Origin of the sequence: Saccharospirillum mangrovi, assembly GCF_003367315.1 — a bacterium.
Taxonomy (GTDB): domain Bacteria; phylum Pseudomonadota; class Gammaproteobacteria; order Pseudomonadales; family Natronospirillaceae; genus Saccharospirillum; species Saccharospirillum mangrovi.
On record NZ_CP031415.1, the window covers coordinates 28,675 to 54,813 of the forward strand.

22 protein-coding genes and 1 tRNA gene are annotated in these 26,139 nt (G+C 57.5%); 14 read left to right on the forward strand and 9 right to left on the reverse strand.

Annotation, left to right across the window (positions count from 1 at the left end; all coding sequences use genetic code 11):
- Positions 1–21: 21 nt before the first annotated feature.
- The 3 genes from pip to DW349_RS00155 all read left to right on the forward strand — a co-directional run bounded on the left by pip (position 22) and on the right by DW349_RS00155 (position 3,682).
- Positions 22–990, forward strand: a complete 969-nt coding sequence (gene pip, locus DW349_RS00145; RefSeq protein ID WP_108126638.1) for a prolyl aminopeptidase — start codon at positions 22–24, stop codon at positions 988–990.
- A gap of 3 nt (positions 991–993) precedes the next feature.
- Positions 994–1,434: a D-aminoacyl-tRNA deacylase gene (gene dtd / locus DW349_RS00150; RefSeq protein WP_108126623.1), complete on the forward strand. Its 441-nt coding sequence runs from the start codon at positions 994–996 to the stop codon at positions 1,432–1,434.
- Between the two features lie 103 nt (positions 1,435–1,537).
- The gene (locus DW349_RS00155) at positions 1,538–3,682 is read left to right on the forward strand and encodes a diguanylate cyclase domain-containing protein (RefSeq protein WP_108126624.1); all 2,145 of its coding nucleotides are present in this window, start codon (positions 1,538–1,540) and stop codon (positions 3,680–3,682) included.
- Position 3,683: 1 nt separating this feature from the next.
- Here DW349_RS00155 and DW349_RS00160 read toward each other — a convergent pair whose 3' ends face one another.
- The 3 genes from DW349_RS00160 to DW349_RS00170 all read right to left on the reverse strand — a co-directional run bounded on the left by DW349_RS00160 (position 3,684) and on the right by DW349_RS00170 (position 5,712).
- Complete coding sequence (locus DW349_RS00160; protein ID WP_108126625.1) at positions 3,684–4,028, reverse strand: hypothetical protein; 345 nt, start codon at positions 4,026–4,028, stop codon at positions 3,684–3,686.
- A 60-nt stretch (positions 4,029–4,088) separates the two neighbouring features.
- A complete protein-coding gene (locus tag DW349_RS00165) occupies positions 4,089–4,817 on the reverse strand; it encodes a glutamine amidotransferase-related protein (RefSeq protein ID WP_108126626.1) in 729 nt (242 codons plus the stop codon).
- Positions 4,818–4,884: 67 nt separating this feature from the next.
- The gene (locus DW349_RS00170) at positions 4,885–5,712 is read right to left on the reverse strand and encodes a LysR family transcriptional regulator (RefSeq protein WP_108126627.1); all 828 of its coding nucleotides are present in this window, start codon (positions 5,710–5,712) and stop codon (positions 4,885–4,887) included.
- Positions 5,713–5,891: 179 nt separating this feature from the next.
- Between DW349_RS00170 and DW349_RS00175 the strand changes: the two genes are divergently transcribed.
- On the forward strand, positions 5,892–6,272 hold the full coding sequence (locus DW349_RS00175; protein WP_108126628.1) for a MaoP family protein: 381 nt from the start codon (positions 5,892–5,894) through the stop codon (positions 6,270–6,272).
- 58 nt (positions 6,273–6,330) lie between these two features.
- Here the strand turns inward: DW349_RS00175 and DW349_RS00180 are convergent, their stop codons facing one another.
- Positions 6,331–7,005, reverse strand: a complete 675-nt coding sequence (locus DW349_RS00180) for a YiaD family glycine zipper/OmpA-like lipoprotein (RefSeq protein WP_108126629.1) — start codon at positions 7,003–7,005, stop codon at positions 6,331–6,333.
- A gap of 47 nt (positions 7,006–7,052) precedes the next feature.
- The gene (locus DW349_RS00185) at positions 7,053–7,559 is read right to left on the reverse strand and encodes a winged helix-turn-helix transcriptional regulator (protein ID WP_108126630.1); all 507 of its coding nucleotides are present in this window, start codon (positions 7,557–7,559) and stop codon (positions 7,053–7,055) included.
- A 198-nt stretch (positions 7,560–7,757) separates the two neighbouring features.
- Between DW349_RS00185 and DW349_RS00190 the strand changes: the two genes are divergently transcribed.
- Positions 7,758–7,834: transfer RNA gene (locus DW349_RS00190), tRNA-Pro, on the forward strand.
- 731 nt (positions 7,835–8,565) lie between these two features.
- Here the strand turns inward: DW349_RS00190 and DW349_RS00195 are convergent.
- Positions 8,566–8,895, reverse strand: a complete 330-nt coding sequence (locus DW349_RS00195; RefSeq protein WP_108125670.1) for a DUF3301 domain-containing protein — start codon at positions 8,893–8,895, stop codon at positions 8,566–8,568.
- Between the two features lie 206 nt (positions 8,896–9,101).
- On the opposite strand from DW349_RS00195, the gene DW349_RS00200 reads away from it, so the two are divergent.
- A complete protein-coding gene (locus tag DW349_RS00200; protein WP_240316945.1) occupies positions 9,102–11,108 on the forward strand; it encodes a TonB-dependent siderophore receptor in 2,007 nt (668 codons plus the stop codon).
- On the opposite strand, the gene DW349_RS00205 is transcribed toward DW349_RS00200, so the two are convergent.
- Positions 11,109–11,807 carry a response regulator gene (locus DW349_RS00205; protein WP_108125672.1) on the reverse strand — a complete coding sequence of 233 codons (699 nt, stop codon included), beginning with the start codon at positions 11,805–11,807 and terminating at the stop codon, positions 11,109–11,111.
- Entirely contained in the window at positions 11,804–13,390 is a 1,587-nt protein-coding gene (locus tag DW349_RS00210) for an ATP-binding protein (RefSeq protein ID WP_108125887.1), read from the reverse strand. Before DW349_RS00210 ends, DW349_RS00205 begins: the two co-directional genes overlap by 4 nt.
- Before the next feature lie 315 nt (positions 13,391–13,705).
- Here DW349_RS00210 and DW349_RS00215 point away from each other — a divergent pair, with 315 nt between their 5' ends.
- The 5 genes from DW349_RS00215 (at position 13,706) to DW349_RS00235 (ending at position 20,705) form a co-directional block, all read left to right on the forward strand.
- The gene (locus DW349_RS00215; protein WP_108125673.1) at positions 13,706–14,683 is read left to right on the forward strand and encodes a Bug family tripartite tricarboxylate transporter substrate binding protein; all 978 of its coding nucleotides are present in this window, start codon (positions 13,706–13,708) and stop codon (positions 14,681–14,683) included.
- Positions 14,680–15,138 (forward strand): tripartite tricarboxylate transporter TctB family protein, encoded by a 459-nt coding sequence (locus tag DW349_RS00220; protein ID WP_108125674.1) that lies wholly within the window; start codon positions 14,680–14,682, stop codon positions 15,136–15,138. The genes DW349_RS00215 and DW349_RS00220 overlap by 4 nt, the downstream gene beginning before the upstream one ends.
- Positions 15,126–16,652, forward strand: coding sequence for a tripartite tricarboxylate transporter permease (locus DW349_RS00225; protein WP_108125675.1), 1,527 nt, complete (start codon positions 15,126–15,128; stop codon positions 16,650–16,652). Before DW349_RS00220 ends, DW349_RS00225 begins: the two co-directional genes overlap by 13 nt.
- A gap of 332 nt (positions 16,653–16,984) precedes the next feature.
- A complete protein-coding gene (locus DW349_RS00230; protein ID WP_108125676.1) occupies positions 16,985–20,287 on the forward strand; it encodes a hypothetical protein in 3,303 nt (1,100 codons plus the stop codon).
- Positions 20,288–20,516: 229 nt separating this feature from the next.
- Complete coding sequence (locus tag DW349_RS00235) at positions 20,517–20,705, forward strand: (2Fe-2S)-binding protein (RefSeq protein WP_108125677.1); 189 nt, start codon at positions 20,517–20,519, stop codon at positions 20,703–20,705.
- A gap of 79 nt (positions 20,706–20,784) precedes the next feature.
- Here DW349_RS00235 and trhA read toward each other — a convergent pair whose 3' ends face one another.
- Positions 20,785–21,432: a PAQR family membrane homeostasis protein TrhA gene (gene trhA / locus DW349_RS00240; RefSeq protein ID WP_108125678.1), complete on the reverse strand. Its 648-nt coding sequence runs from the start codon at positions 21,430–21,432 to the stop codon at positions 20,785–20,787.
- A gap of 277 nt (positions 21,433–21,709) precedes the next feature.
- Between trhA and DW349_RS00245 the strand changes: the two genes are divergently transcribed.
- From DW349_RS00245 to DW349_RS00255, 3 genes are read left to right on the forward strand one after another with little or no spacing between them, the layout of a single operon-like run.
- Positions 21,710–24,166, forward strand: a complete 2,457-nt coding sequence (locus DW349_RS00245) for a beta-mannosidase (RefSeq protein WP_108125679.1) — start codon at positions 21,710–21,712, stop codon at positions 24,164–24,166.
- Between the two features lie 4 nt (positions 24,167–24,170).
- On the forward strand, positions 24,171–25,190 hold the full coding sequence (locus DW349_RS00250; RefSeq protein WP_108125680.1) for a LacI family transcriptional regulator: 1,020 nt from the start codon (positions 24,171–24,173) through the stop codon (positions 25,188–25,190).
- The gene (locus tag DW349_RS00255; protein WP_108125681.1) at positions 25,187–26,137 is read left to right on the forward strand and encodes a carbohydrate kinase family protein; all 951 of its coding nucleotides are present in this window, start codon (positions 25,187–25,189) and stop codon (positions 26,135–26,137) included. Before DW349_RS00250 ends, DW349_RS00255 begins: the two co-directional genes overlap by 4 nt.
- Positions 26,138–26,139: the final 2 nt, after the last annotated feature.

The following is a 26,139-nucleotide window of genomic DNA, read 5'->3' on the forward strand; positions in this document are numbered from 1 at the left end:
CGCGCTTTTGAGGATTTACAGATGCTCCCGCTCTATCCGGACATTCGACCGTTCGATCGCCAATGGCTCAGTGTGTCGGGCGGTCATCGGCTGTATGTCGAACAAGCGGGCACCCAGGGTGCGTTGCCGGTGGTGGTGGTTCACGGCGGTCCGGGTGCCGGCACGTCAGAACAGCTGCGCCGCTTTTTCGATCCCGATCATTACCACATCATCTTATTTGACCAGCGCGGTGCCGGTCGTTCTGAACCACACGCCGCTTTGCACCACAACGACAGCCAGTTGCTGGTTGAAGATCTGGAAACGCTGCGCCAACACCTCGGCCTGGAGAGCTGGGTGCTCTTCGGCGGCAGCTGGGGCGCGACGCTGGCGCTGCTCTACGCACAAACCTATCCGTTGCGTTGCCAGGCACTGATTTTGCGCGGCGTTTTCCTGGCTCGTCAGGTCGATGTCGATTGGTTATACGGCGGCGGTGCCGGGCGCTATTTCCCGGAAGAATGGGCGCGCTTCATCGAGCCGGTGTCGGGCCTGATGGGCAATGCGCTGATTGATGCCTATGCCCAGTTGCTGAATGGCAGCAACGATTTGGCCCGGGTCAGCGCGGCCAAAGCCTGGGCTCGCTGGGAAGCAGTCAACGCATCACTTCGACCGAGCCAGCAATCGCTGGACTATTTCACCTCGACGCACGTCGCGCTCAGTCTGGCGCGCATTTCGACGCACTATCTGTGTCATGGCTGCTTTCTCAAACCCAACCAACTGCTCGATCAAATGGACCGCCTCGCGGGCATACCCGGTTACATCGTGCACGGCCGTTACGACATGGTGTGCCCGCCGGACCAGGCCTGGGTGTTGGCCGAACTCTGGCCGGACGCGGAACTCGATGTGGTGCGTGAAGGCGGCCACTCCGCCTTTGATCCGGCCATGACCGATGCACTGGTGCGCGCCACCCAAAGCGTCAGTGAACGGTTTGGTCAGGGCGACGAGGAGGCTTGAGCCATGAAAGCCTTGATCCAGCGGGTACGGTTTGCGCGCGTCGAAGTGGCTGGTGAAATCATCGCCGACATCGGCCAAGGTCTGCTGGTGTTGGTCGGCATCGATAAAGGCGACGAAATCGACCGGGTGGAAAAGCTGGCGCACAAGCTGTTGCATTACCGCGTCTTCGCCGACGCCGACGGGCGGATGAATCTGAACGTGCAGGAAATTGAGGGCGAATTGCTGTTGGTGTCGCAGTTCACCCTGTCGGCAGACACCCAAAAGGGCCTGCGGCCCAGTTTCACGTCCGCCGCGCCGCCGTCCGATGGTGAACGCATATTCAATGCTCTGGTCGATGACGTCCGCCAACGCTACCCGCGGGTGCAGACCGGCCGCTTTGGCGCCGATATGCAAATTGAACTGTTGAACGATGGTCCAGTGACATTTTTGCTCGACGTTCACTGATGTTCGCCGTCGTTCAATTAAACGGCGCGAATGACACCTTTTGGTCGTCTCCGCACAACCGATTGGATTAAACTGAACGGATGATCAGAAAACGAGTTAATCAGTGACAACCGAGGGCGATCAGTTCCAACAAATACTGGCAACCGCCTGGACGCAGATGGTCAGTGATCCACTGGCCGCCCAAACGCTGATTGACCAGGCTCGAACGCTGGTCGAGCCCAACGAACTGGAAAGCATTGAACTCGACTTCCACACCGGCTGGAGCTTCATCTTCCAGGGCGAATACCTGCAAGCCCTCACTCTCTTCTCTTCAGCGCTAGCACTGGCCGAACGTCTCAAAGCCGTCGATCCGACCATGCGCATTTGCAACGGCATCGGCATGGCGTATTACAACCTCGGTCGTTACGGTCTGGCCGAACGCTATTACGAACGCTCGTTGGAACTGAACCAACAGGTGGGCAACAGCAACGGCATTTTTGCCGCCTTGCTCAATCAGGCCTTACTGCATTTCCAAACCGACGATCTCGATACCGCCGAACGGTTGCTCAACCAGGCGTTGGGCAGTGATACCCGCGAAGTGTCGCTGGAAAATCTGGGTGAAGCCGCCCTGCTGCAAGCCAACCTGCACTCCAAACGTTCCGCCTTCGATGATGCTTTGCTCGGCTGCCGGGCAGCGCTGAAATTCGCTCAGCAATTGAATTACTGGCATCTGGAAATTCAGGCGTTGATTGCGGTGGCTCGATGCCAGCGTCTACAAGGCCGGTTGGTCGAGTCCGAAACCACATTATTGGTAACAATCGACCACCCTGAGTTTGATCGGGAAGGCGTATCCGGCCTGGCAGCCTACCTGGAACTGGCCAAAGTGCGCGCCAGCCAAGGTCGTTTTGCACTGGCGGTCACCGCCTTGCGCACAGGCTTGAAGCGCCCCGGTTTGCCAGCGTTCAGTCTGTTGCAGTTGCGGGCGCTGGAAGTGTTGTCGGTCTGTTTGGAAGAAGGCGGTAAATATCAGGCGGCGATGCGGGTGATGCGCCGTGCTCTGGATTTTGAGCGCAAACTGCAGGATCAGGACATGCGCCGCCAGTTCGAAGTGCGCCAACTGCAGGCCAAGATTGATGAACAACGCCTGGAACACGAAATCACCGATCACGAAAACCGCTTGCTCAAAGCCACCCAGGCGCGCCTGCATCTGATCAACGATCTGTCGCGCGAACTGGCTTCGACCTTAGCGTTAGAAGAAATCGCGCCCAAGCTGTATGAGATCGTATCCGAACGGCTGGACGTTCATTTTGTGTCGCTGGCACTGAACCGACCCAGAGAGCGGGCGGTGGAATTCGTCAGCATCATCGACAATGGCAAAGCCGTCCCCCGCTATTGCATCCCCTATAAAGTGCACGACAGTCGCGCGGTTCGTACCGCCTGCACTGGCGAACCCATTGTTGTCGGCGACGAGTCGGAAAAACCCGGTATCAGTTGGATTGGTGACAGCCAGATCATGCCGCGCAGTCAGTTGTTTATGCCGCTGATCCACAACCACCAGGTATTGGGGTTGTTCTCACTGCAAAGCCGCTTTGCCAATCGCTTCAGCCAGGAAGAGTTGGAGCTGTTGAAATCTCTGGCGCCGTTTGTCGCCATTACATTGAGCAATGCCGTTAGCCACCAGCGGCTGTTTGAACTGAACCAGGCACTGACGCACGAGAAAACGCAAATCGAAGCGGCGCGTGAACGCATCGAACACATGGCGCATCACGATACGTTGACGGGTTTGCCCAATCGCCGGCTGCTGTCTGAATTCGTCGATGTCAAAATCCGCGATTGTGCCGAACGGCGCTGCACCTTTTATCTGGTGTACATCGATCTGGATGGTTTTAAGCCGGTTAACGACCGCTACGGTCATCGCATCGGCGATCAGGTGTTGGTGTTGCTCGGCAAGCGTTTGTCGCAGTCGCTGCGCAAAGCCGATTTTGCTGCGCGGGTGGGTGGCGATGAATTCATCATCATCATTGATGAAATGCGGCCGGATAAGCAGGTGGGCGATTTTATTAAGCGGCTGTTGTCGGTTATTGAAGAGCCGCTGCGCATTGGCGATGAAACCCTGAGTCTGTCGGCCAGTATTGGCGTGGCCTGGTACGACCAGCACGGCCAGAGTCTGGACGATTTAATGCACCACGCCGACCAGGCCATGTATGACATCAAACGCTCGGGGAAAGGCGGGGTCGCCTTCGCATCGACGAACCGGTTGGACGCCTGATTCAACCGGCGAAGCTGAACACCTTCAGTCCCAGACTCACCACCGTTCCTAAACAGCCTACCCAACCCCAGAACACCAGCGCTTCCCAGAACCGTTTGAGCCGGTTGCGCACGCCGGTATTGGGCAGGGCTTCAGGGCGGGTCAGCGATACCAGAATGCCAAACAACACCAGACCGAGTCCGAAGACGAAACCCAAAAAAAGGCTGGTGGTGGAGGTCTGCGGTCGGACCAGGGCGAAGGCAAAACACAGAGGGAAGACCACAACCCCCAGCCAAAGTAAGTGGTTAGCCAGAGGTTTCATTGGATAGAGAACGCGCAACAGGCGATCTTGAAAACGAAATAACATCAAAGGCTCCAACCCGACATAGCCGTCCCACTCTGGCAATCGGGTTATCGGCTGTAAAGGTCAGCGAGCGGCCTGTTCGAGGAATTGTTTCATCCAGCGGCCAATGCGTTCGCCCTCGTGTTCGTCAGTCAGGCTGGCTTCAATGCGCTGCATCTGCTCGCGGCTGACGTCGTCCTGACGGTACTCGAGCAACGCCCGTTCGTAATCCTTGTTGAATTCCGGGTGGCCCTGGAAACACAGCACCTGGCCGGGAATGTAGAAAGCGGCTAACGGGCAGAAGCCATTGCTCAACAATCGTTTGGCGCCAGGCGGTAGTTCGGTCACCTGATCACGATGGCTGACCAGCAAGCCGACCGTGCCATTTGTGTCGGCACCGTTTTCACCGTTAACGATGAAGTCCGGCTGCTCGTGCATTTCATACTGCATCACCCCCAAACCCCAACCGGCATCGGCGCGTTCGGCACGTCCGCCCAGAGTATGTGCCAGCAACTGGTGACCGAAACAGATGCCCAGCAGCGGTTTGCCCGCTTCGAACAACTGCTTGCTGTAATCGCGCAAACGCACAATCCAGTCGTCGTCGGCAAAGGCGTCGTGTTTGCTGCCAGTGATGAGGTAGGCATCGAAGTCGTCGATTGTCGCCGGATATTCGCCGTTGATGACCGAGAAAATGGGCATGTCCCAATCGGCACCGACCCGGCCAAACAAATCCTGAAACATGCGGCCGTAACCGACGTAGGTCGGCTTTAAGTTGTCACGCAACACATCGGTTTCAAGAATGGCGACTTTCATCGAGCAACTCCGTGGAGGCAAGGGGTAAGTAGTTAAGTAGTAGAAAGTAAGCGCTGATTCTAATCAATCAGCGTTGCAGCAGGTAGTCGATGACCGGGGCTAAATTGGCCAGATCGGGATGGCTGGCGTGGTGAATCAAATACAGTGGCAATTCGGTGCGCGTGAGTTCCGGCCAGCCTTGCCACGAGACTTGTTCATGTTGCAGTAACGATTCGGGCAGAACCGCCGCGCCGTTGTTGCGCGTTATCCATTGTTTGGCGAGCGACAGATCGCTGGTGCGCAAACTTGCAGTCGGTAATGGCTCGGGTTGAGACGAGCTTGGCAGGTTGGGTGCCCAGTCCAGGTGAACGAAATTGTGTTCCAGCGCTTGCTCTGCCGTTACGCCACCCGGCGTGATCAACACCAATGGCAATGAAGTCAGCAATTGGCTGTTCAGTTCATCGACTTTCAACGGCACCGGCAAGATGGCGAGGTCGAGGCTGCGCTCCAGCAAGCGGCGGCTGATTTGGTCTGGCGTCAGGGTTTCGGTCTGCCAATGACGGTCAGCCAGTTCATCGTGCAGATCCAACAATGCCGGGCCTAACCAGGCCTGCCAAATGGCCGTCGTGGACGCCAGGCTTAACGTCGGCGCGCGATCCTGCTGACTGGCAACATCCAGCCGCGCCTGCTCCCAACGCGTGATGATGGATTCGGCGTGCTGACGGAACCGCTCGCCAGCGGCGGTCAATTGCAGGTTGTTGCGATGCCGCACAAAGAGCGCCGCGCCCAACTGGCTCTCCAATTGTCGGATGCGAAAACTCACCGCCGATTGGGTGAGATACAGGTTGCTGGCGGCGTGCCCGAAATGCCGGGTTTGGCAGACTTCCAGAAAGGTTTTCAGTTGCTGAAGGTCCAAGGCTGGCTCCTCGCCCTGGGAACGTCGCGGCTGGGCGGTCGTTGCGTCGATGGCTGGACCGCGGTTGCTTCGTTCGATTAATCAAAAGACTGCATCGACGCGGCAAAAATTACTCGTTTTACACTCGGTCGTACAGACCTTATGAATGCGCGCAAGTCAGCAGGACAGCGGAGGTTGTCATGTCCCAAGCAGTCAGCCCAGAAGGCTACACCCTCTACAAAGCCTTTATCGATAATCGTCATTACCCCTATGGCCTGGAACGTTCCGGAGATTTTTCCATCCGTGAAGCGGAAATGCTGCGCCGTTTGGGTGAAACGTTTCGTCGATTGGAAGTGGGTGAGCATCAGGCCGTTAATGAAGTTGAAGAGCAGTTTTTGAAGATGATTCGCGGCGAGAAAGAAGCCACCACCGATTGCGAAAAACTCTGGCTGAAATACCGGGCCCGAGTGGAAGGCAAGGCGCGGTCGACCTTCTCCTTTACCGCCAGTTATTACTACGCCAAAGGCGCCAACAACAGCATTTCACCGGACGACGATTTCTCAGCCGATTACAGCGACTGAGCGTTTCGTCGGGGCATAAAAAAGGCGGCTGTTGCCGCCTTTTGCGTGTCTGCCATCCTCACTGCGCGACGATGGCTTCCAGACTGATTTCAACCCGGCGGTTAGCCGAACGGCCGGCGTCGGTGTCGTTGCTCGCTACCGGTCGGCTTTCACCGTAACCAATGGCAGCAATCCGTTCATACGCCACGCCAGCTTTCAGGAACACTTCGGCGACGCTGGACGCGCGCTGTTCCGACAACAATTGGTTATAGCTGTCGCTGCCGGTGCTGTCGGTATGGCCTTCCACGGTGACCAGGGTGTTTTTGTATTCCTGCAACACCTTAGCGACCGATTCCAGCGTACTGGTGAATTCGGCTTTCACCGACGCGCTGTTGGTGTCGAAGGTGATGTTGCCCGGCATGATCAGATCGATCTGGCCTTCGTCGGTGCGGCGCACCTGCACGCCACTGTCGACCAGCTCCTGCCGCAGTTGCGCTTCCTGACGATCCATATACAGGCCAACGCCGCCGCCGGCGACGCCGCCAATGCCGGCACCGATCAACGCCCGGCGCATGCGTTCATCTTTCGGCGCGGTGGCAGCACCCAGTACCGCACCGAGCAAACCACCGGCGATGGCGCCGCGTGAGGTGTTGTTAATCTGGTTCTGGCCGGTAAAGGCATCCAGAGACGTACAGCCGGTCAGGATGGCGGCGCTCAGTGCCAGTGGCCAACTCAGTTTCTGCCAGGTTCTCATCAGTTGGGTTCCTCCCTAAGGTGAAAGGCAGTGTGACGATGGTGGATCTAACGTTTAAAGCGGTGACTGATTAAGTCGAGCGGCAGCAAAGCTGTCTGCTTGGCTTCTTCCATCACGATGTAACTTTTCGATTCCCGCACGTACGGCAGAGCCAACAGCATCTCTCCCAAGTACTTGCGATAACTGGCGAGGTCGGTCAGACGCAGTTTGATCAGGTAGTCCGATTGGCCCGATACCAGATGACATTCCTGAACGTAACTGAGTCCATCCACGGCTTCGCGGAAAGCATCAAAGGATTCCGGTGATTGATTCGACAAGGTGATTTCGACGAACACCAACAGCGACAACCCCAACGCCAGCGGATCGATACTGGCGTGGTAACCCTGAATATAGCCAGAACGTTCCAGGCGTTTCACCCGGTCCATGCAAGGAGTGGTCGAGAGTCCGACTTTTTCGGCCAGATCAACGTAAGAGATGCGAGCGTTTTCCTGCAGCGCCTTGAGGATTTTCAAATCGAGGCGATCCAGTTTGCGAGTACTGCGACTGTCGGTCATCGCACCGGTTACCAGAGGAAAAGAGTGGGCAGCATACCCGAGCGCCAGCGGCGGCGGCAATTGGCGCTGCGCAACGGTTGACGCCGCGAGGCGGACTCCGTACTATTGCGCAGCTCAAACGCCAGCCCCCGCGTTTCGACCGCAAAGGTCAGCAAAATCAAGGGCTTGCGTACTTGCCTTACCCCAGGCATCCAGTGTCGGAGAGTAGCTCAGCTTGGTAGAGCACTACCTTCGGGAGGTAGGGGTCGCAGGTTCAAATCCTGTCTCTCCGACCAATCCAAATACTTCCCCTCGTTAAGACTAGCAATACAAGCTCCGCGACCCGTGGGTCGCAGCCGGGGCGCCGGCCGGATCAAATCCTGTCTCTCCGACCAATCCAAATACTTCCCCTCGTTAAGACTAGCAATACAAGCTCCGCGACCCGTGGGTCGCAGCCGGGGCGCCGGCCGGATCAAATCCTGTCTCTCCGACCAATCCAAATACTTCCCCTCGTTAAGACTAGCAATACAAGCTCCGCGACCCGTGGGTCGCAGCCGGGGCGCCGGCCGGATCAAATCCTGTCTCTCCGACCAATCCAAATACTTCCCCTCGTTAAGACTAGCAATACAAGCTCCGCGACCCGTGGGTCGCAGCCGGGGCGCCGGCCGGATCAAATCCTGTCTCTCCGACCAATCCAAATACTTCCCCTCGTTAAGACTAGCAATACAAGCTCCGCGACCCGTGGGTCGCAGCCGGGGCGCCGGCCGGATCAAATCCTGTCTCTCCGACCAATCCAAATACTTCCCCTCGTTAAGACTAGCAATACAAGCTCCGCGACCCGTGGGTCGCAGCCGGGGCGCCGGCCGGATCAAATCCTGTCTCTCCGACCAATCCAAATACTTCCCCTTGTTAAGACTGGCAACACAAGCTCCGCGACCCGTGGGTCGCAGCCGGATGGCCGGCCCGTTCAAATCCTGTCTCTCCGACCAATCTTGCTCCACTTCCCCAAATCCAATTCCAGCAGGCGTCACTGCAGCCAATGGTCTTCGCTGTAGGGTTGCAGTTCCAGGCGTGTCAGTCGTCGGCCGGTTAATACCACCCAGCCGAGGTAGCGGCGGTCGCCGCGCGTGGCGAATTCGAATTCGTAGCTGCGTTCGAATGCCAGCAGGGTGGCGTTGCTGCGCACCAGCCGGATTTTGCGCAAATAAATGCTTTGATCGAGAAGTTGAACATTCGCCCGGCGAGTGGCTTGTCGCGCATGGCGCAGTGCCAGTTGACGAATGCCGAGGTGATGCCAGAACCAGGCTACTACCACTACAACGGCAAAAGCCGCCAACAGTTGATCTGTCGATAACACCTACATACGTCCAATCGAAATTTGGCCCAGCGTAGCACTGGGCACCCAAAGCAAAAAATGCATTCGATTTGCGAACGATAATGCAACTATTTATCATTCGCGTCGATTCGCATATTCAATCCTAAATCCCATGTTCGAAATTTTTTGCTGAGGTGCTCATGTCGACTCCTGTATTTTTCAGACGCGAGAGATTCACTCGCGTTGCCGTGTCAGCCTTTCCGCTGGTGTTCCTGGCGGCACCGTCTTTGTCGTTTGCGGAAGAAACCGCCAACAGCTCGAACACCGTCGTGGTGACGGGCACCGCGTTGAAAGTCGAAACGCCTTTGATCGAAACCCCGCGACCGGCATCGGTTGTGTCTCAGGATGAACTGGAAGAACAGGACGTTCAGGCGGTTGATGAAGCGTTTCGTTATCGTGCCGGTGTGGTCAGCGGCCAGTTTGGTGGCGACAACGATGCCGACTGGTTAAAGGTGCGTGGTTTCGACCAATCGACATACCAGGACGGCATGCGGGTGTTCAAAGACGGCTACTACTATTGGGTGGCCGAGCCCTACGGTCTGGAACAGATTGATTTGCTGAAAGGCCCGTCGTCCAACCTCTATGGTGAAGCCGAACCGGGTGGTCTGGTTAACCTGCAAAGCAAACGCCCGACTGACGAAGCCCAAGGCCGCATCGATGTTCAGGTTGGTAACCGAGAACACCTGAAGGTGGGCATGGATCAATCGGATCAATTCGGCAACTACGACAACGTTCGCTACCGCCTGGTTGCGCTTTACCGTTCAGAAAATGGCGATCTGGATAACACCGAAAGCGAACGGTTGTTTGTCGCTCCCAGCCTGGAATGGGCCATCAGCGATGCCACCAGCCTGACGCTGTTGGCGAGTGTCCAGAAAGACGACGCCATTCCGTACAACGGCTTCAAACCCATCGCCGGAACGATTGACACCAGCGGTGGCGAAATCGATCCGTCGACCTCTTACGGCGAACCGGATTACGACACCAATGATCGTACCCAAACCTCTTTGGGTTACGAGTTCAGCCACGAATTCAGCGACAGCCTGCGCTTCCAGCAACACGCGCGTTACAGCGAACTGGATCTGTTGTTGCGCTCGACCTATTTCTCATACGCATCCGGTTCAACCGCTAACCGCGGACACGTACACCGCGACGGTCGCATTAAAAGCCTAACGCTCGACAACCAGTTGATCAGCGAACTGTCATTGGGTGCGCTGGATAACACCTTGCTGGTCGGTCTGGATGTCCAGGACGTTAATAAAAGAGGCAACAGCTTCGATGACTTTTCGACCTTTGGTAGCGTCGATCTGTTCAACCCGGTGTACGGCAACTACACCCCGGTGGCCGACAGTGATTTGAGTGACGTCTCCGTCACCAAGCAGCAAATCGGTGCCTATCTGCAAAACCAGGTGCGCTGGGACGATCGTTGGTTGGCGCAAGGCGGCGTTCGTTATGACTGGGTTGAAACGGAAAACAAAGAGACGTCGGAATCGACCAGTCTGGAAGCGTCATCCTTCTCCGGTGGCTTGATGTATCTGTCGGACCAGGGTGTGTCGCCGTACGTCAGCTACACCGAATCGTTCGAACCCACTACCAGCGCCGATATTGATGGCGATCTGTACGAGCCGACGCAAGGCTATCAATTGGACGCGGGCGTAAAAGTGACGCCGTTTGACGTCGATGGTTACCTGACCGTCTCGGTATTCAAAATCGAAGAAGAGAACGCCCTGGTGCGCAACGGCAGCGGCCAAATCGTGCAGGACGGTTCCACCCGTCACGCCACCGGTGTGGAAATTGAAGGTGTTGGCTATGTCACGGATTCACTGCAACTGATGGCCAGCTACACCTACAACGATGCCTATACCGACGACGGCACCGATAAAACCGGCGAAGCATTGATTCCGACACATCAGGCATCGGTGTGGGCGGACTATGCGTTCAGCGGAGGAGTGCTGCGTGGTCTGACGTTGGGTGGTGGCGTTCGCTTTGTCGGTGAAACCGAGTACGAAGCCGGCGATGTAACCGTCCCGGCTTATACCCTGTTTGATTTGATGGCGGGTTACGCCTTTGCCGATGGTTGGCAGACTCAGGTCAACGTGAAAAATGTGACCGATGAAACCTACGTCGCCGCTTGCGATTTCTGGTGTTACTACGGCGAATCGCGCAAGGCGACGGCCAGCCTGAGTTATCAGTGGTAATCAGCGGCTGAGGTCGGTCGGTTCGTGGCGATAGCGTCGCTCCGGCCGACCGACACTGCCGTAATTTACTTCTGCAACCAGCTCGCCGGCACTGACCAGATATTCCAGGTAGCGGCGGGCGGTGGTGCGGGATGCGCCGATGCGCTGACCAACGGCATCGGCGCTCCACGGGCCATCGCTGAGCAGCACTTTGCGAATGGTGTCGAGCGTCAGGGCGTCGATGCCTTTGGGTAATCGTTCCGGCTCGTTGCCGATGTCGCTTTGTCCGCGCGGCAGTAACGCATCCAATTCCTTTTGCGCCACCCGTTCGAGGTTGTCGAGCCGGTCCCGGTGCTGTCGATAATGCTGCATCGCCTCTTCCAGGCGCTCATAAACCAGCGGTTTGAGAATGTAATCGAACACGCCGCCGTGCAGTGCCGAGCGCAGCGTATCGACTTCGCGTGCAGCGGTGACCAGGATGATGTCGGTATTGGCGTTACGGGCGCGCAAGCTGCGCAGCAAATCGAGACCGTTGCCGTCGGGAAAGAACACATCGAGCAACATCAAATCCGGCTTAAGCACCTCGACCAGATCTTCCGCGTCCGTCAGGTTGTGGGCGATGCCACAGAGTTCGACGGCTTCCAGCCGTTCAACAAAGCGACGCTGAATTTCCGCGATTTGCGGGTCGTCCTCGACCACCAGCAAGCGAATCAATCTCATCGGTAGACATCCCCCTCCGGCCGTTTGGGCAGGTACAACGTGAAGCGGCTGCCGGTTTGCAGCACTTCCAGTGTAATCGAGCCACCCCAGCGGGCAACGAAGGAGCGCACCAGATGCAGACCCAAGCCGTGATTGGTGTCGTTTTTGGTGGTCACGCCTTTCTCGAAAATGCGTTCGCGTTGTTCATTGGGCACGCCCGGCCCCTGGTCTTCGACTTCAAAAATCAGGTCGTGGCCCAGATCGGTCATGCTCAGATGCACCTGACCGCTGTCGGGGCGTGACTGGCGCGTAGCCTCCAGCGCGTTGTCGATCAGGTTGCCGACCACGCTGACCAACTGGTCGCGCGGCAGACGATCAGGCAATTCAGTCATCCGGCTGTCCGGGTCGATGATCAACTGCAAACCCATTTCCCGGGCGCGGTTGTATTTGCCCAGCAGGCAACCGGCGAGCAGCGGGTCCGGCACCGCTTCGAGCAACAGTTGAATCAGCGCCTGATGGTCGCTGACTTCACTGCCGATCAGCGCCAGGGCTTCATCTTGAGCGCCGAGCTGAATCAGGCCGGCGATGGTGTGCAATTTGTTGGAGTATTCGTGCGTTTGTGAGCGCAGCGTGTCGGCGTATTGTTGAATGCGGGTTAACTGGCGACTGACCTGATCCAGCTCATCGCGCAGCCGGAACGACGACACCACGCCGATCAACTCACCGTCCTGTTTCACCGGCAGGCGGTTGACGATCATGTGGCGTTCGTTCATCCAGACTTCCTGATCGAACTGCGGCTCGCCACTTTCCAGTACCGGCATCAAACCGCTTTCAGGAACGACGTCGTTGATTTCGCGGCCGATCAGCGGCGTATCCGGTGCCAGACCGAGGGTTTCGATAGCGGTGCGGTTAACCGTGGTGATCTGGCCGTCGCGATTAACAGCGATGATCCCCTCACGCACCGACTGCAATGTCGCATCGAGCTCTTCAAACAGCCGGGCAATCTGCTCCGGCTCCAACCCAAAAATGGCCTTCTTGAAACGCCCGGCGATGATGATGGCGGCCGCCACACTGCACAACAGCATCAACGCCATACCGGCGACCAAGACCTGTTTGTATCGATTGATGGTGGCGCGCACCTGATTCAGCGAATAACCGACCGACACCAGACCGATGATGTCGCGGCCGCTGGCATCGAACACCGGCGCCTTGCCACGCATCGATTCGCCCAGGCTGCCGTGCGCTTTATTGACGTAAGCACGGCCATCGAGCAGCGCAATTTCGCCTTTGTCGCCATCGTCGTCAGCCATCGAATGGCCAATGCGTTCCGGGTTGGGGTGTGCTAACCGAATGTTGTTGGCGTCGCCAATAACAATAAACAGCGCTTCATTGGTTTCTGCCAATTTGAGGCTAAGCTGTTGCAGCTGGTCGGTATCTCGTTGTTCGATGCCGCTGATGACGGTCGGCATGGCCGCGATGGTTTTTGCCACCATCAACGCGCGCTGGCCGATTTGTTCGTCCAGCGACTGGCTCAGGTATTGCCAGGCGAACCCGCCGATGACGCCGGTTTGCACAGCGCTTACCAAGCCGAGGGCTAAAATCATGCGGGTTTTGAGTTTGAGTTTTTTGAACACAAAAGGCGCGCTGCTGTGGGTGAATGGAAGGGAAGTCGGAGCAATCCATTGCCGATTGAAACACGTTCAACCAGAGTTCCAGGCGCGCTGCAAGCCTAGCGGATACGTCCGGGCATTACCCGTGAACAGAATGAACAATATTGCGTTTATATTCGATAAAAGTTTTACGTCCACAAGCTGGTGGCGGTTCCCTGCTCGACCTACCGTCCGGTCTGGCCACGGCCGCACCTCGGCCGATGGCCGGCTGCGACTGTCAGCCTACAACAACAATGAGAGGACAACCCAATGAAGCTCAAACAAAGCCTTTCTATGCTGGCCGCTCTGGCTGTCAGTGCAACTACCTTGGCCTGGGAACCCAGCGGCCGTGTCGAATGTATTGCACCGGCAGACCCGGGCGGCGGCTGGGATTTCACCTGCCGCAGCGTCGGTCAGGTGCTGGAAGAACTCGACATGGTGCCGGGTAACGTTCAGACCACCAACATGGCCGGTGCCGGTGGCGGTGTTGCTTTCGCGCACACTGTCAGTAAGCGCGGCAGCGACGACCAACTGCTGGTCGCAGCGTCCACCGCTACCACCACGCGTCTGGCCCAGCAGCAATTCCCGGGCATGAACGCGGACATGGTTAAGTGGGTTGGCGCTCTGGGCGCGGACTACGGCGTCATCGCAGTCGCTAACGACTCAAAATACGAAAACCTGAACCAGTTGATGGACGCGCTGAAAGCCGACCCGCGTTCCGTTAAGTTCGCCGGTGGCAGCGCCAACGGTGGCTGGGATCACCTGAAAGCCCTGATCGCCGCCAAAGCTGCAGGCGTTGAAAACCTGCCGCGCATTCCGTACCTGTCGTACAACAACGGTGGCGAAGCCATGACTCAGGTCATCGGCGGCCATGTTGATGCCTTCACTGGCGACATCAGTGAAGCGACTGGTTTCATCGAATCGGGTGATCTGCGTGTGTTGGCCGTACTGGCTGAAGACCGTCTGCCGGGCCGTTTTGCCAACATCCCGACCGCACGTGAGCAAGGCATCGATGCACTGGGTCCGAACTGGCGCGGTTTCTACATGCCGGCCGATGCCGATGCGGAAGCTCAGGCTTACTGGGTTAACGCCATCGACGAGCTGTACGCCAGCGACGAGTGGAAAGATGTTATGGCTCGCAACGGTCTGATTCCGTTCCACCCGCCGGCTAACGAGTTCGAAAGCTTCGTCCGCGCTCAAGTAGCTGACATCGAACAACTGTCACGCGAGATCGGATTGCTGAGATGACAGCACGCGGAGATCGTTTGCTCGGCCTGGTCCTGCTGGTCCTGGCCGTAGCCTACGGTTGGGCCGCCCAACAATGGCCGCCACCTTTTGGCGGCCATGAGGCGGTTGGACCGCAGACTTTTCCGACCATTCTGTCGGTGGTGCTGGCGCTGTGCAGTTGCTATCTGATCGCCAAACCCGATCCGGATACCCACTGGCCGGCCAGCCGCACGCTGATGGAATTGGCGGTCGCCGTACTGATCCTGATTGCCTACGCCGTGTTGCTCGAATGGCTGGGCTTTATTCTGTCGACAACCCTGGCCGTCGGCACGCTGTGCTGGCGCATGGGTGCGCCCGTCAAGAATGCCTACCTGACCGGTTTCATCGGTGCTGTGCTGGTGTTTGTCCTGTTCAACCATCTGCTGGAATTGTCGTTACCAGGCGGTCTGTTGGAGCTTGAACGATGGACACACTGAACTTTCTGATGCAGGGCTTTGCTGTTGCGTTGCAGCCGCAAAACCTGATGTTCGCGCTGTTCGGCGCCTTCGTCGGAACCCTGATCGGCGCCCTGCCGGGTTTGGGCCCGGCCAACGGCGTAGCCATTCTGATTCCTCTGGCATTCACGCTGGGGTTATCGGCCGATACCGCCATGATTTTGCTCACCGCGGTCTACGCCGGTGCCATGTATGGCGGTCGTATCTCCTCCATTCTGCTCAACATTCCCGGCGACGAGCCGGCGATGATGACCTGTCTGGACGGCTATCCGATGGCGCAAAAAGGCAAAGCCGCAGAAGCGCTGGCGATTTCGGCGATTGCTTCCTTTATGGGTGGCCTGATCGGAACGCTGGGCCTGATTCTGTTGGCCCCGGTGTTGGCGCGTTTCGCCCTGACCTTTGGCCCGGCGGAATACTTCGCCCTGTTCGTGCTGGCTTTTGCGACCCTGGGTGGCATAACCGGCAAGAACCCGGTCAAGACCGTGATCGCAGCAACGCTGGGCATCATGATCTCGACCGTCGGCATTGAAATGGCCACCGGCACGCAGCGCTACACCTTTGGTGTGCTCAAACTGTACGAAGGCGTCGATTTCATTCTCGCCATCGTCGGTCTGTTCGCCATTTCTGAGTTGATGCTGTTCATCGAAGAACGGGCCGGCGCCGGTCGCAAGCTGATCCAGGTTGGCAAGCTGTCGCTGCGTCCCAAAGACATCCTCGACACCCTGCCAACCACCGTTCGCGGCGGCATTCTCGGTTTTATCGCCGGTGTATTGCCAGGCGCCGGCGCTTCCCTGGGCAGCTTCATCAGCTACACGCTGGAGAAGCAGTACCTGGGCAAGCGCGGTCACTTCGGTGAAGGCGATCCGCGTGGTGTTGCCGCACCGGAAGCCGGTAACAATGGTGCTTCATCCGGAGCGCTGGTGCCGATGTTGACGCTGGGTGTACCCGGCAGTGGCACCACGGCGGTGTTGTTGGCGATGTTGATCTCGCTGAACATCACGCCCGGCCCGCTGATGTTTACTCAGAATGCCGACATCGTATGGGGCGTCATTGCCGCCTTGTTGATCGGTAACTTTGTGCTGTTGCTGCTGAACATTCCGCTGGTCGGATTCTTCGTGAAGCTGCTGTCAGTGCCGCCGATGTACTTGTTGCCGGTGGTTACCATGGTCGCCTTTGTCGGCATTTACTCCATCAGCCACGCCACCTTCGATCTGTACTTCATGGTCGCCTTTGGCGTGTTCGGTTATTTGCTGCGCAAGCTGGAAATACCCCTGGTTCCGATCATTCTCGGCATGCTGTTAGGCCCGGAAATGGAGAAGAACCTGAGCCACGCCATGGTGCTGTCGGACGGTGACTGGTCCATCTTGTGGGGCAGTCCGTTGGCGGCCGGTTTGTGGACGCTGGCGGTGTTGGGCTTGGTCCTGCCGTATTTGGTGGGGCCGATGCTGCGCCGGCGCATGCGCGAAAGCATGACCGAAAGCCAGACCAGCGACTGAGGTCTGCCTGCGGTTCATTAGAAAAGCGGCCTTCGGGTCGCTTTTTTTGTTTTTGGCGTGAACAAAACCCCGCAGTTTGCCTGCCTGGCACTCCGAGACGCTGCCACAGCGAACACCCTGTTGAGACGTAAAAATGTGACACCCTTATCAATTCGTTAAAGCCAACCCGCTATTTCGGTTTTTTCAAACGTTTCGGGCAAAAATTCCACCATCAGCAAAACGATTACTCAAACGGCCACCGTTTAGGCTTTCTCCGGGTTTTTTCAGCGGATGGATTTTCAACGTCCCAAACCGCTGCCCGCCAGAAGTACGGACTTCCCGGAGATTCGATCATGCCGCACGCAAAGCCATTGAGCCGTTACTGCTTCCCCCGACTGTTGTTCTGCCTGGTCATGGTGTTGGCCGGCTGTAGCAGCCCAGAAGACCCGCCCAAAAAAGAGCCACCGCCATCGGCCCCGTCGCAAGCCGACACCTTTACGCTGGGCGGAGCCGTTGTCGGCTCGACCGGCCAAATAACGCTCAGGCTCTTTAACAGTGATGAAGACCTCACGCGCACGGGCAACGGCGAATTCGTGTTCCAGACCCGACTGGAAGACGGTATGCAATACGGCGTCAGCATTGTCACGCCACCGTCTGGCCAGCAATGCCGCTTTGCCAATAACACGCAACATCAGGTCGGCACGCTGGGCAATGGAAACGTCACCAACCTGAATGTAACGTGCTCGGCCATCCCCGATCCGGTATCGATCAGCGGGAGCGTGACGGGTTTGTCGGGTGAACTGGGCATCAGCCTGGGCGATGACGGGAGCAATGTCGTCACCTTAACCAGCGACTCGGACTTCACCTTTTCAGACCTGGCGGCGAATGCGTCTTACACACTGACAATTACCTACATGCCGACGGCGCAGCAGTGTTTCTTCCTCGACGGCGACACAAAGACAGAGAGCCTGACCGTTCCGGTAAGCATCACCGACGTCACCGATATTCAGATCAACTGCGTTGACCGCACTTTCTCCATCAGCGGCAGGGTAACGGGGTTGTCGGGGCAAATGGACTTAAATATCAAAGACAGCAATGGCATTTCGCACGGCAGCGCAATTATGGACAGCGCGGCGAATACGGATTTCACCTTTGAAAATCTGCCCGCTAATGCAAGTTACACGCTATCCGTTGCCAGCAAACCGGACACTCAACAATGCGAGTTCAACAACGAAATTACCCGGACGGTCGAAGTGCAGATGGCCAATGTGTCGGGTATTACCGTGACGTGCTTCGCCATACCCAACTACACCGTCAAAGCCAACATCAGCGGCTGGGTGGGTACTGGCATCGGCCAGCTGGAATTAACTGACGATTCAGGGCAAACACAAACACAAACTCTGGACGTATCTGAAAATGGCACATTCACCTTCGACACCCCGTTGCCCCGGCGTACGCTCTACACCGTGGCTTTCTCCTTCTTTCCTGAAACGATGAGGCCGTGTTACTTCGGTACCAACGGCGCTAATACGACAACCGGCATCCAAACGTCCGTGACGGTCACCATCCAGTGCAGCGAGAGGCCAAGGTACTCTCTTTCGATTCAGGGTTTGTTGCCGCCGACAAAAATCGTCGCCAGCGTCGTAGGCGATGACAGCTCTAACGAGTACACCACCAATGGCGAGCACTTCGTCGATTACGTAGACGAGGGGCTCTCAATCACACTGTTAAACGACATCAGCGAAGTGGGACCCGCGCAACGCCAAATCTGCACATTCGCGGGCAGTACAATAATTCCGACAACCAGCCCTAGGAGAGTGACGGTTTCTCCTAATCAGGGTAATTACAGTCACTCTATCAACTGTGCTCTTGCCCCGACTGAACTCACCATGGCACCGTCGGGCATCAAAACCCTCGAATTCCGTTGGCCGTCGGATGCTCGCTTCAGCTATCGGTTGTTGGAACGCATCGACGACCCGGACCCCAACAGCGGCGATTGGACGCCCATCCAACCTACCCGGGACGGTACGGGTGAGACGATGATTTATCGCCATGTAGTGCCGCTCTATGCGCTCACTCACCGCGAATACATCCTGGAAACCTGCTACACCGATACTGCCGGAAAAAACCACTGCCAAGACAGCACCGAATTAACGACTCGAGGTGTTGAAGCGCAGTACAACTACCTGCTGGGCAGCATTGGTTATTTCAAAGGCGGGGATGAAACCAACGCGGGCAATCTGTTTGGTCGATCAGTCAGCCTGAGTGACGACGGCACTGTGATGGCCGTGGGCGCTTATGGTTTTGATCGTCAGCTTCCGTACCAGGAAAATTCTGGCGGCGTCTTTATCTTCCGTAAGACCGATGGCGTTTGGGCGCAGGAAGGCGCTGTCGCACTGGTGCCTAACCTTCCCCACGGTGAGGCGTATGACCATGTTGGCATGGCCGTCAGCCTGAGCGGCAACGGTGAGTACCTGGCTGTTGGTGCGCCGGATGAAGATGGTAGTGGTGAATTTGCGAATCCTGCGCACGATAACGGCGACCCGCAGTCTGGGGCGGTCTATGTTTTTCATCACGAAGACGGTGAATGGGTGCAGCAGGCCTATCTAAAACCGGAGCTCAACGGCGAGAGAGCAGGCCAACTCTATGGGTTAGCTCTCAGCTTGGACTACGAAGGGTCAACACTTATCGTAGGTGCAAATAAGGCTAGCTATTGGTCGTCTGATCTAGGAGAAAACGAAAACGAATATTTGGAAGACAGAGGCCTGGGCTATCTGTACAGCCGCGTCGATATCAGTTGGGTTTTTAGTACTCTGATCTATGAGGTTTCTGGGGATAAAGCAAGAGTGGGGCATTCCGTCAGCATCAACGGCATCGGAAATACAATAGCCCTGGGTGCACCACAAGCACCCAATAACAATGCGATTGGACGAGGCGCCGTTCAGGTGTATTCCCGCCCCAACCATATTAGCGCACCCGGGTACTTGGTTGGCCCAACCTTCATCCGATCCCCCGATCCAACCCCAGATCAGGGCTTCTTTGGTGGCTCCGTCAGTGTGAGTGATAACGGGAAGGTGATTGCCATTGGTGACCCTTGGAGCAGCCGGCCGGGCGCGGGCATCAATCCAACACAGGGCATTGCTCGCTCCCAATCAGGCTCCGTTTATATTTACCGTTGGCACGATGGCGATGGCTGGCAACAGGAAGTTCATATCAAGGCGAAATACCCAGGCCCGGAAGATATGTTTGGCACGCACGTCAGCCTGAGCAATGACGGAAGACGGCTGGCCGTCAGCACCGGAGCGGACTTCGAATATAACGAGTCTCCTGATGAGACATACGAAGGGTCGGGCGAAGACAGTTCAGCCGTCGGCCTGAACGGCAATCAGTTGAACAATTCTGCGGCCGATTCCGGCGCGGTGTACACCTACGTGCAGGGTGATGATGGGCAGTGGTATTTTGAGTCGTACATCAAAGCCTCCAACACCGCCGGGGAGCAGGCGTTTGGCCAGGGGCTGTCGTTAAGTGGCGATGGCAATACCCTGGCGGTGGGTGCCTTCGGTGAAGATGGTGATGCAACGGGTGTCAGTTCAGGCATCGGCCTTGACGGGTCGAATACGGACGCGCCCCAATCTGGAGCCGTCTACCTGTACTGAGGCTTGCCAGCGCAGTTGAACAGCCTGGCTCTTTTTGACTTAGCCCTGTTTGACATAGCCCTGCTTGAATGTGGCCCTGTTTGAAAAAGCAGGGCTTTTTTATGCATCAAAAACCGGCGATATCTTTACCTTCAAAACCACTTTGAAACGCAGTTCCAGACTTGTTAATGATAAAGATTCGTATTAGATTTGCGATTCGCTAGCTAACCGCAACAGGAACACCCAAACGATGTACGTTTGTGTATGCAAAGGGGTCACTGACCGCGACATCGAAAACCTCGCCATAGAAGGCGCCGATTACGCAGAAATCCGGCGTGAACTGGGCGTAGCGACGGATTGCGGTTCCTGCGGCCAAACCTGCAAACAACTGCTCAAAGACTACGAATGGGCGGCAACCGCCGAATTCACCGCCGCCTGAATGGCGTTCTTTTAACGCAGTTCACTGAGCATAAAAAAACCCGGCTAATGCCGGGTTTTTTTGTTGGCAGCAATGCTGGTCACAGGATGACGAAAAACAGCACCGTGAAGAAATGCAGCGCACTGCCCGTCAGTACAAACAGATGCCAGATGGCGTGGTTAAACGGCAGGCGTTTCATACCGTAAAACACCACACCCAGGGTGTAGGCCAGACCGCCCGCCACCAACAAACCCAAACCAGCGGGTGGCAAAGAAGCAATCAGCGGCCGAATGGCGATCAGCACCGACCAGCCCATAAATAGATACAGACCGACCATCAGCCAGTGGAAACGGCGCAGCGACGTCAGATGGACGATGGTACCCAGCAACGTCAGTCCCCAAACGATGCCGAACAGCGACCAACCCCAACCGCCACGCAAGGTGACCAGCGTGAAGGGTGTGTAGGTGCCGGCAATCAGATACAGGATGGCAATGTGATCGAAACGGCGCATCACAGCGCGCGCACGTGGGGATTGAATGGCGTGATACAGCGTCGAGGCGCTGTACAGCAGAATTAAGGTAGCACCGTAAATGCTGGCACTGACGATCTGCCAGGCATCGCCGTACAAACTGGCCAACACGACCAGAATGACCAGACCGGCAATAGAAAGCACCGCACCCAGACCATGCGTCAGGCTGTTAGCCCATTCTTCGAGGCTGGAATAGGTGGGTAATGCGGAGGTGGACATGGGTGAGTTCCGAAGTGTTTTTTTAAGTCGCTCATAGAGTGATCGCTTTCTGTATAAATTCAATGAATGCCGGCTCATTTTTCTCATTCAGGACACAATCGCAGCCTATTCGACGCCATCTGTTCGAACCCAGGCTGACCATCAGCGTGAATTTAAAACGTTAAGAACCGATGTTCGGGCTTTAAATAAGCGATTTCCGGTGGCAACATCGCAAAAATCGTAACGTTAAGATTTTTCGCACGGTTCTGCTGCCGTGCCATCGTTCAGGAGTTTGTGCATGTCGGTTGCTTCATCAAAATCCACCTTTGGAAACTCACTGGACGGTAGCTGGACTTTGCACCGGGCCGACCAACCCGAGCAACGCTACCCGGCCAGCATTCCGCTGGATGTTCACCAGATTCTGCTCGACGCCGGCGACATCCCCGACCCCTATTTCCGCGACAACGAAGCTGCCGTTCAATGGGTGCACCAACACGACTGGGTGCTGCAAACCGAGTTCGATCTCAGCGAAGCCGACCTGGCCGGCCAGGCGACATTGCGGTTGGCCTTTGTCGATACCCACGCCAGCGTCGTTATTAACGATCAGCCCGTGGGTGAAATCGCCAACTTCTTCCGTCGCTTCGACCTCGACGTTCGCGCTGCCTTAAAACCTGGCCGCAATCGACTGACCATCACCCTGCACGACAACGCCGCCCTCGCCGCACAACGCGCTGAACAACAACCCTTTCCGGTGCCCTGGGCGGCGATGAACAACCAGATTCCACACATGAATCTGGTGCGCAAAACCCAGTGCGACGCCGGTTGGGATTGGGGGCTGTGTTTGCTGTCGATGGGTGTGTACGCCGCGCCGGAATTGATGCTGCATTCGGGGCGACGTTTGGACAGCGTGCGCGTCGATCAAGTACATGAAGCCGATTGTGTCCATTTGGACATCGCCATCGACACCAGCGGCCCGGCCGATAAAACGCAGCTTATTGAGCTTCAAATGACCGACTGCGAGCCAGTGCAGCTAACCATTCCAGCCGGCGCTCAAGGCATCAAAACCCGGCTGACCATCCAACAACCGCGCTTATGGTGGCCGGCCGGGTACGGTGACCAACCGCTGTATCACCTGAGCGTTCGGCTGGACGGCCAACATTGGCAGCGCGACATCGGCTTGCGTTCGCTGCACTGGGACCTGTCGGCCGATGACGCCGGCAACCGCATGGCCGTCGTCGTTAACGGCGTCGACATTTTTGCAAAAGGCGCCAATTGGATACCGGCCGATGCCTTCCCGGCACGACACCAGCCCGAGCGCTACGAGCAACTGCTGGGCGACGCCGTGGCCGCCAACATGAATATGGTGCGTGTCTGGGGCGGCGGCTTTTACGAACAGGACGCCTTTTACGACACCTGCGAGCGCCTTGGCATTCTGGTCTGGCACGACCTGATGTTTGCCTGCGCGCTCTACCCCAGCACCAAAGCCTTTATCGACGACATTCGGCCAGAGGTGGAATATCAGATTCGCCGCTTGCAGTCGTACGCCTGCATCGCGCTCTGGTGTGGCGACAACGAAGTCATCGGCGCCATCGACTGGTTTGACGTGTCGCGCAACAACCGCGACCAATATCTGGTCAATTACGACCGGCTGAATCGTGTGCTCGACGACGTGGTGGCACAGAACGACCCCGGCCGAACTTTCTGGCCGAGTTCACCCTGCAACGGCGAACTGGATTTTGGCGATGCCTGGCACGACGACCATCGCGGCGACATGCATTTCTGGGATGTCTGGCACGAAGGCAAATCCTTCTCCGCTTACACCGAGATTCAGCCGCGTTTCTGTTCCGAATTCGGTTATCAGTCGTTCCCGTCGCTGGAATTGATTGAGTCGATCACCGAACCGGCCGACCGCAACGTCACCAGCCCGGTCATGGAAGCGCACCAGAAAAATCTCGGCGGCAATTCGCGCATCGTGGAAATGTTCACCCGCTATTTCCGCTTCCCGGTGGGGTTTGATCAGTTTCTGTATCTGAGCCAGGTGCAGCAGGCGTTGGCGATTAAGACCGCCGTCGAATACTGGCGCTCATTGCGGCCGCACTGCATGGGCACGCTGTATTGGCAGTTGAACGATACTTGGCCGGTGGCGTCGTGGAGCAGCCTCGAATACGGCGGCCGCTGGAAGCAATTGCATTACCACGCACGTCGTTTTTACCAACCCATTCAGTTGTTCTGGATTGGCGACGGCAGCCAGAAAAAACTGGTCGCAGTGAACGATTTACCGCAGCAAGCGGCGCTTTCTGGCCGTTGGCGCTTGTTGACTCTGGCCGGCCAGACCGAGCGTTCAGAAACCTTCGACCTGCAACTGGCCGGCGGCGAAAGCCGGGTGTTGATAGAACTGGACGCCGACCAACCCGAGCAGCAATTTGCCGTCTCCGCAGCCGAGGCGCGAGTAGCCGGCCAGGTGTTCGACTGCGAAGCGACCGCTTACTTCGCCTTGTGGAAAACGCTGAATCTGCCGCTAGCACAGGTACAGGCCACCACCGGCAGCGAGGGCGATGCCCAATGGCTCGAACTCAGCACCGACGGCCCGGCGCATTTTGTCACCCTGTCGTCACCGGCCGCCGGGCATTGGTCCGACAACAGCCTAACGTTATTGCCCGGCGAACCCCGGCGTCTGTACTGGCAAGGCGTAGAGCCGATTGATCTGGGCAGCGTGCGCATTGATCACCTCGAACGCAGTTACCGGCCGAGCTGACGCCATGATGCGAGCCCGCACCACGTTAAAAACCCTGGCGCAGCATTTGGGCCTGTCGATCACCACGGTGTCGCGCGCGCTCAAAGACGGCCCGGAAGTGAAGCCCGGCACCAGAGCGCGGGTGAAAGCGGCGGCGCTGGAACTGGGGTATCGGCCGAACCAATCTGGCATTGGTTTGAAAACCGGCAAAACCCACGTCATCGCCGTCATTTTGCCGGTGCAGGCGCCGGACGAAGTGGTCGGCGATGTCGGCACCGGCCCGTTGATTGCCGGGCTGACGGCCGCGCTCGACGACACGCCCTACCAACTGACCGTCATTCCCAGCCGCCCCGAACAAGACGAACTGGCGCCGGTGCGGTTGGTGGTCGAACAAGGCCTGGCCGATGGCGTGGTGTTAACGCTGACGCAAAGCCAGGATGCGCGGGTGCGTTATCTGGCCGACGTCGGTTTGCCCTTTGTCACCTTCGGCCGTACCGAGTTGGCGTTGCCGCATCCGTATGTCGATATCGACAACGCCGATTTCACCCAGCGCGCGGTAGAGCATTTGCTCAATCGCGGCCGGGAACGGCTGTGCCTGTTGTTGCCGCCGGAACGGTTTCTGTTCGCCTGGCATCAACGCGTCGGTTTTATGCGCGCGCATCAGGCGCGGGGTTTGTCGGTCGAGCCGCAACGGCAATTGATCAGCGATACTGCGAATTTCGACCCGAGAGACTTCGCACGCCAACAGGCGCTTTCCGACACCGCACCCGACGCCTACATCTGCGGCGACGAAATCACCGCCATGGGCCTGTTGGCCGGACTCAGCGATGCCGGTCACCCCGCGGATGTGGTAGCGTTGGAGACTTCAGCCTTAGCGGATTACTTCCATCAACCGGTCGATGGTTTCCGACAGGATCTGCATCACGCAGGTCGGCAATTGGGTCGGGTATTATTGGCTGCTTTATCGGGCGACGTTCCGATCGACGAACTCCAGGTGATCGATACCGCCTGTTTTATTAACCGTACGGACCCAACAACAAGATGAAACCCATACTCTGTTTCGGCGAATTGCTGATCGATTTTCTGAACTTCAACCAAGCCCACGAAGGTGGCTTTGAGTTGCCGGAATTTCGCCAATACCCCGGCGGCGCACCGGCCAACGTGGCGGCCGCCGTTGCGCGTCTGGATGCACCAGCGCGCTTTATCGGCCAGGTCGGCGACGACCGTTTCGGCCGTTTTCTGACCGACGCCATGGTGCAAATGGGCGTCGACATGCAATACCTCGGCGTCCATCCCAGCGCCCACACGCCGCTGGCCTATGTGTTCCTCGATGCCGATGGCGACCGCAGCTTTGAATTTTTGCGCAAAGCCTCGGCCGATGTATTGATGACGCCTGACGATTTGCCAATGCCCGCCTTCGAAGGCGCCGGCCTGTTTCACTTCTGCTCCAACACCCTGACCGACACCGCCATCGCCCGCACCACTGAAGCGGCGATTGAGCACGCCCGCCGGGTTGGCGCGACCATCAGTTTCGACGTCAATTTACGCCACAATCTGTGGCCGAAAGCCCAGGTCGATCCGGCGGTGATTGACCGTTTCCTGCGTCTGGCCGACATCGTCAAAGTCTCCAAAGAAGAAGCCGACTGGATTGAAGCCAGCGGCTTCCCGATGGACGAATGGCTCGATTCCGTCAAAGCCATCTGGGTGACCGATGGCGCCGGCGACATTCGCGTCCTGACGCGCGAGGGCGATTTGGTGGTTACGCCGCCCACCGTCAAAGCCGTCGACACCACCGCCGGCGGTGACGCCTTCAGTGGCGGTTTGTTGCGCGCCCTGAACGGCCGCGACCTGTCGCGTTTAAGCCGCGACGAACTGACACGCATCACCACCTTTGCGGCGGCCTGTGGCGGCAAAGCCGTCAGCCGCGCCGGTGCGTTGCCGTCCCTGCCTACCTGGTCGGAAGTCAGCCAAAGCTGGCCGTTCGACGCCTGAGG

What these genes read in the sequence shown, in the direction of transcription:
- pip (WP_108126638.1), top strand. Translation starts at nt 22, where the DNA reads ATGCTCCCGCTCTATCCGGACATTCGACCGTTCGATCGCCAATGGCTC.
- dtd (WP_108126623.1), top strand. Translation starts at nt 994, where the DNA reads ATGAAAGCCTTGATCCAGCGGGTACGGTTTGCGCGCGTCGAAGTGGCT.
- DW349_RS00160 (WP_108126625.1), bottom strand. Translation starts at nt 4,028, where the DNA reads ATGTTATTTCGTTTTCAAGATCGCCTGTTGCGCGTTCTCTATCCAATG.
- DW349_RS00165 (WP_108126626.1), bottom strand. Translation starts at nt 4,817, where the DNA reads ATGAAAGTCGCCATTCTTGAAACCGATGTGTTGCGTGACAACTTAAAG.
- DW349_RS00175 (WP_108126628.1), top strand. Translation starts at nt 5,892, where the DNA reads ATGTCCCAAGCAGTCAGCCCAGAAGGCTACACCCTCTACAAAGCCTTT.
- DW349_RS00180 (WP_108126629.1), bottom strand. Translation starts at nt 7,005, where the DNA reads ATGAGAACCTGGCAGAAACTGAGTTGGCCACTGGCACTGAGCGCCGCC.
- DW349_RS00185 (WP_108126630.1), bottom strand. Translation starts at nt 7,559, where the DNA reads ATGACCGACAGTCGCAGTACTCGCAAACTGGATCGCCTCGATTTGAAA.
- DW349_RS00205 (WP_108125672.1), bottom strand. Translation starts at nt 11,807, where the DNA reads ATGAGATTGATTCGCTTGCTGGTGGTCGAGGACGACCCGCAAATCGCG.
- DW349_RS00210 (WP_108125887.1), bottom strand. Translation starts at nt 13,390, where the DNA reads ATGATTTTAGCCCTCGGCTTGGTAAGCGCTGTGCAAACCGGCGTCATC.
- DW349_RS00215 (WP_108125673.1), top strand. Translation starts at nt 13,706, where the DNA reads ATGAAGCTCAAACAAAGCCTTTCTATGCTGGCCGCTCTGGCTGTCAGT.
- DW349_RS00220 (WP_108125674.1), top strand. Translation starts at nt 14,680, where the DNA reads ATGACAGCACGCGGAGATCGTTTGCTCGGCCTGGTCCTGCTGGTCCTG.
- DW349_RS00225 (WP_108125675.1), top strand. Translation starts at nt 15,126, where the DNA reads ATGGACACACTGAACTTTCTGATGCAGGGCTTTGCTGTTGCGTTGCAG.
- DW349_RS00230 (WP_108125676.1), top strand. Translation starts at nt 16,985, where the DNA reads ATGCCGCACGCAAAGCCATTGAGCCGTTACTGCTTCCCCCGACTGTTG.
- DW349_RS00235 (WP_108125677.1), top strand. Translation starts at nt 20,517, where the DNA reads ATGTACGTTTGTGTATGCAAAGGGGTCACTGACCGCGACATCGAAAAC.
- trhA (WP_108125678.1), bottom strand. Translation starts at nt 21,432, where the DNA reads ATGTCCACCTCCGCATTACCCACCTATTCCAGCCTCGAAGAATGGGCT.
- DW349_RS00245 (WP_108125679.1), top strand. Translation starts at nt 21,710, where the DNA reads ATGTCGGTTGCTTCATCAAAATCCACCTTTGGAAACTCACTGGACGGT.
- DW349_RS00250 (WP_108125680.1), top strand. Translation starts at nt 24,171, where the DNA reads ATGATGCGAGCCCGCACCACGTTAAAAACCCTGGCGCAGCATTTGGGC.
- DW349_RS00255 (WP_108125681.1), top strand. Translation starts at nt 25,187, where the DNA reads ATGAAACCCATACTCTGTTTCGGCGAATTGCTGATCGATTTTCTGAAC.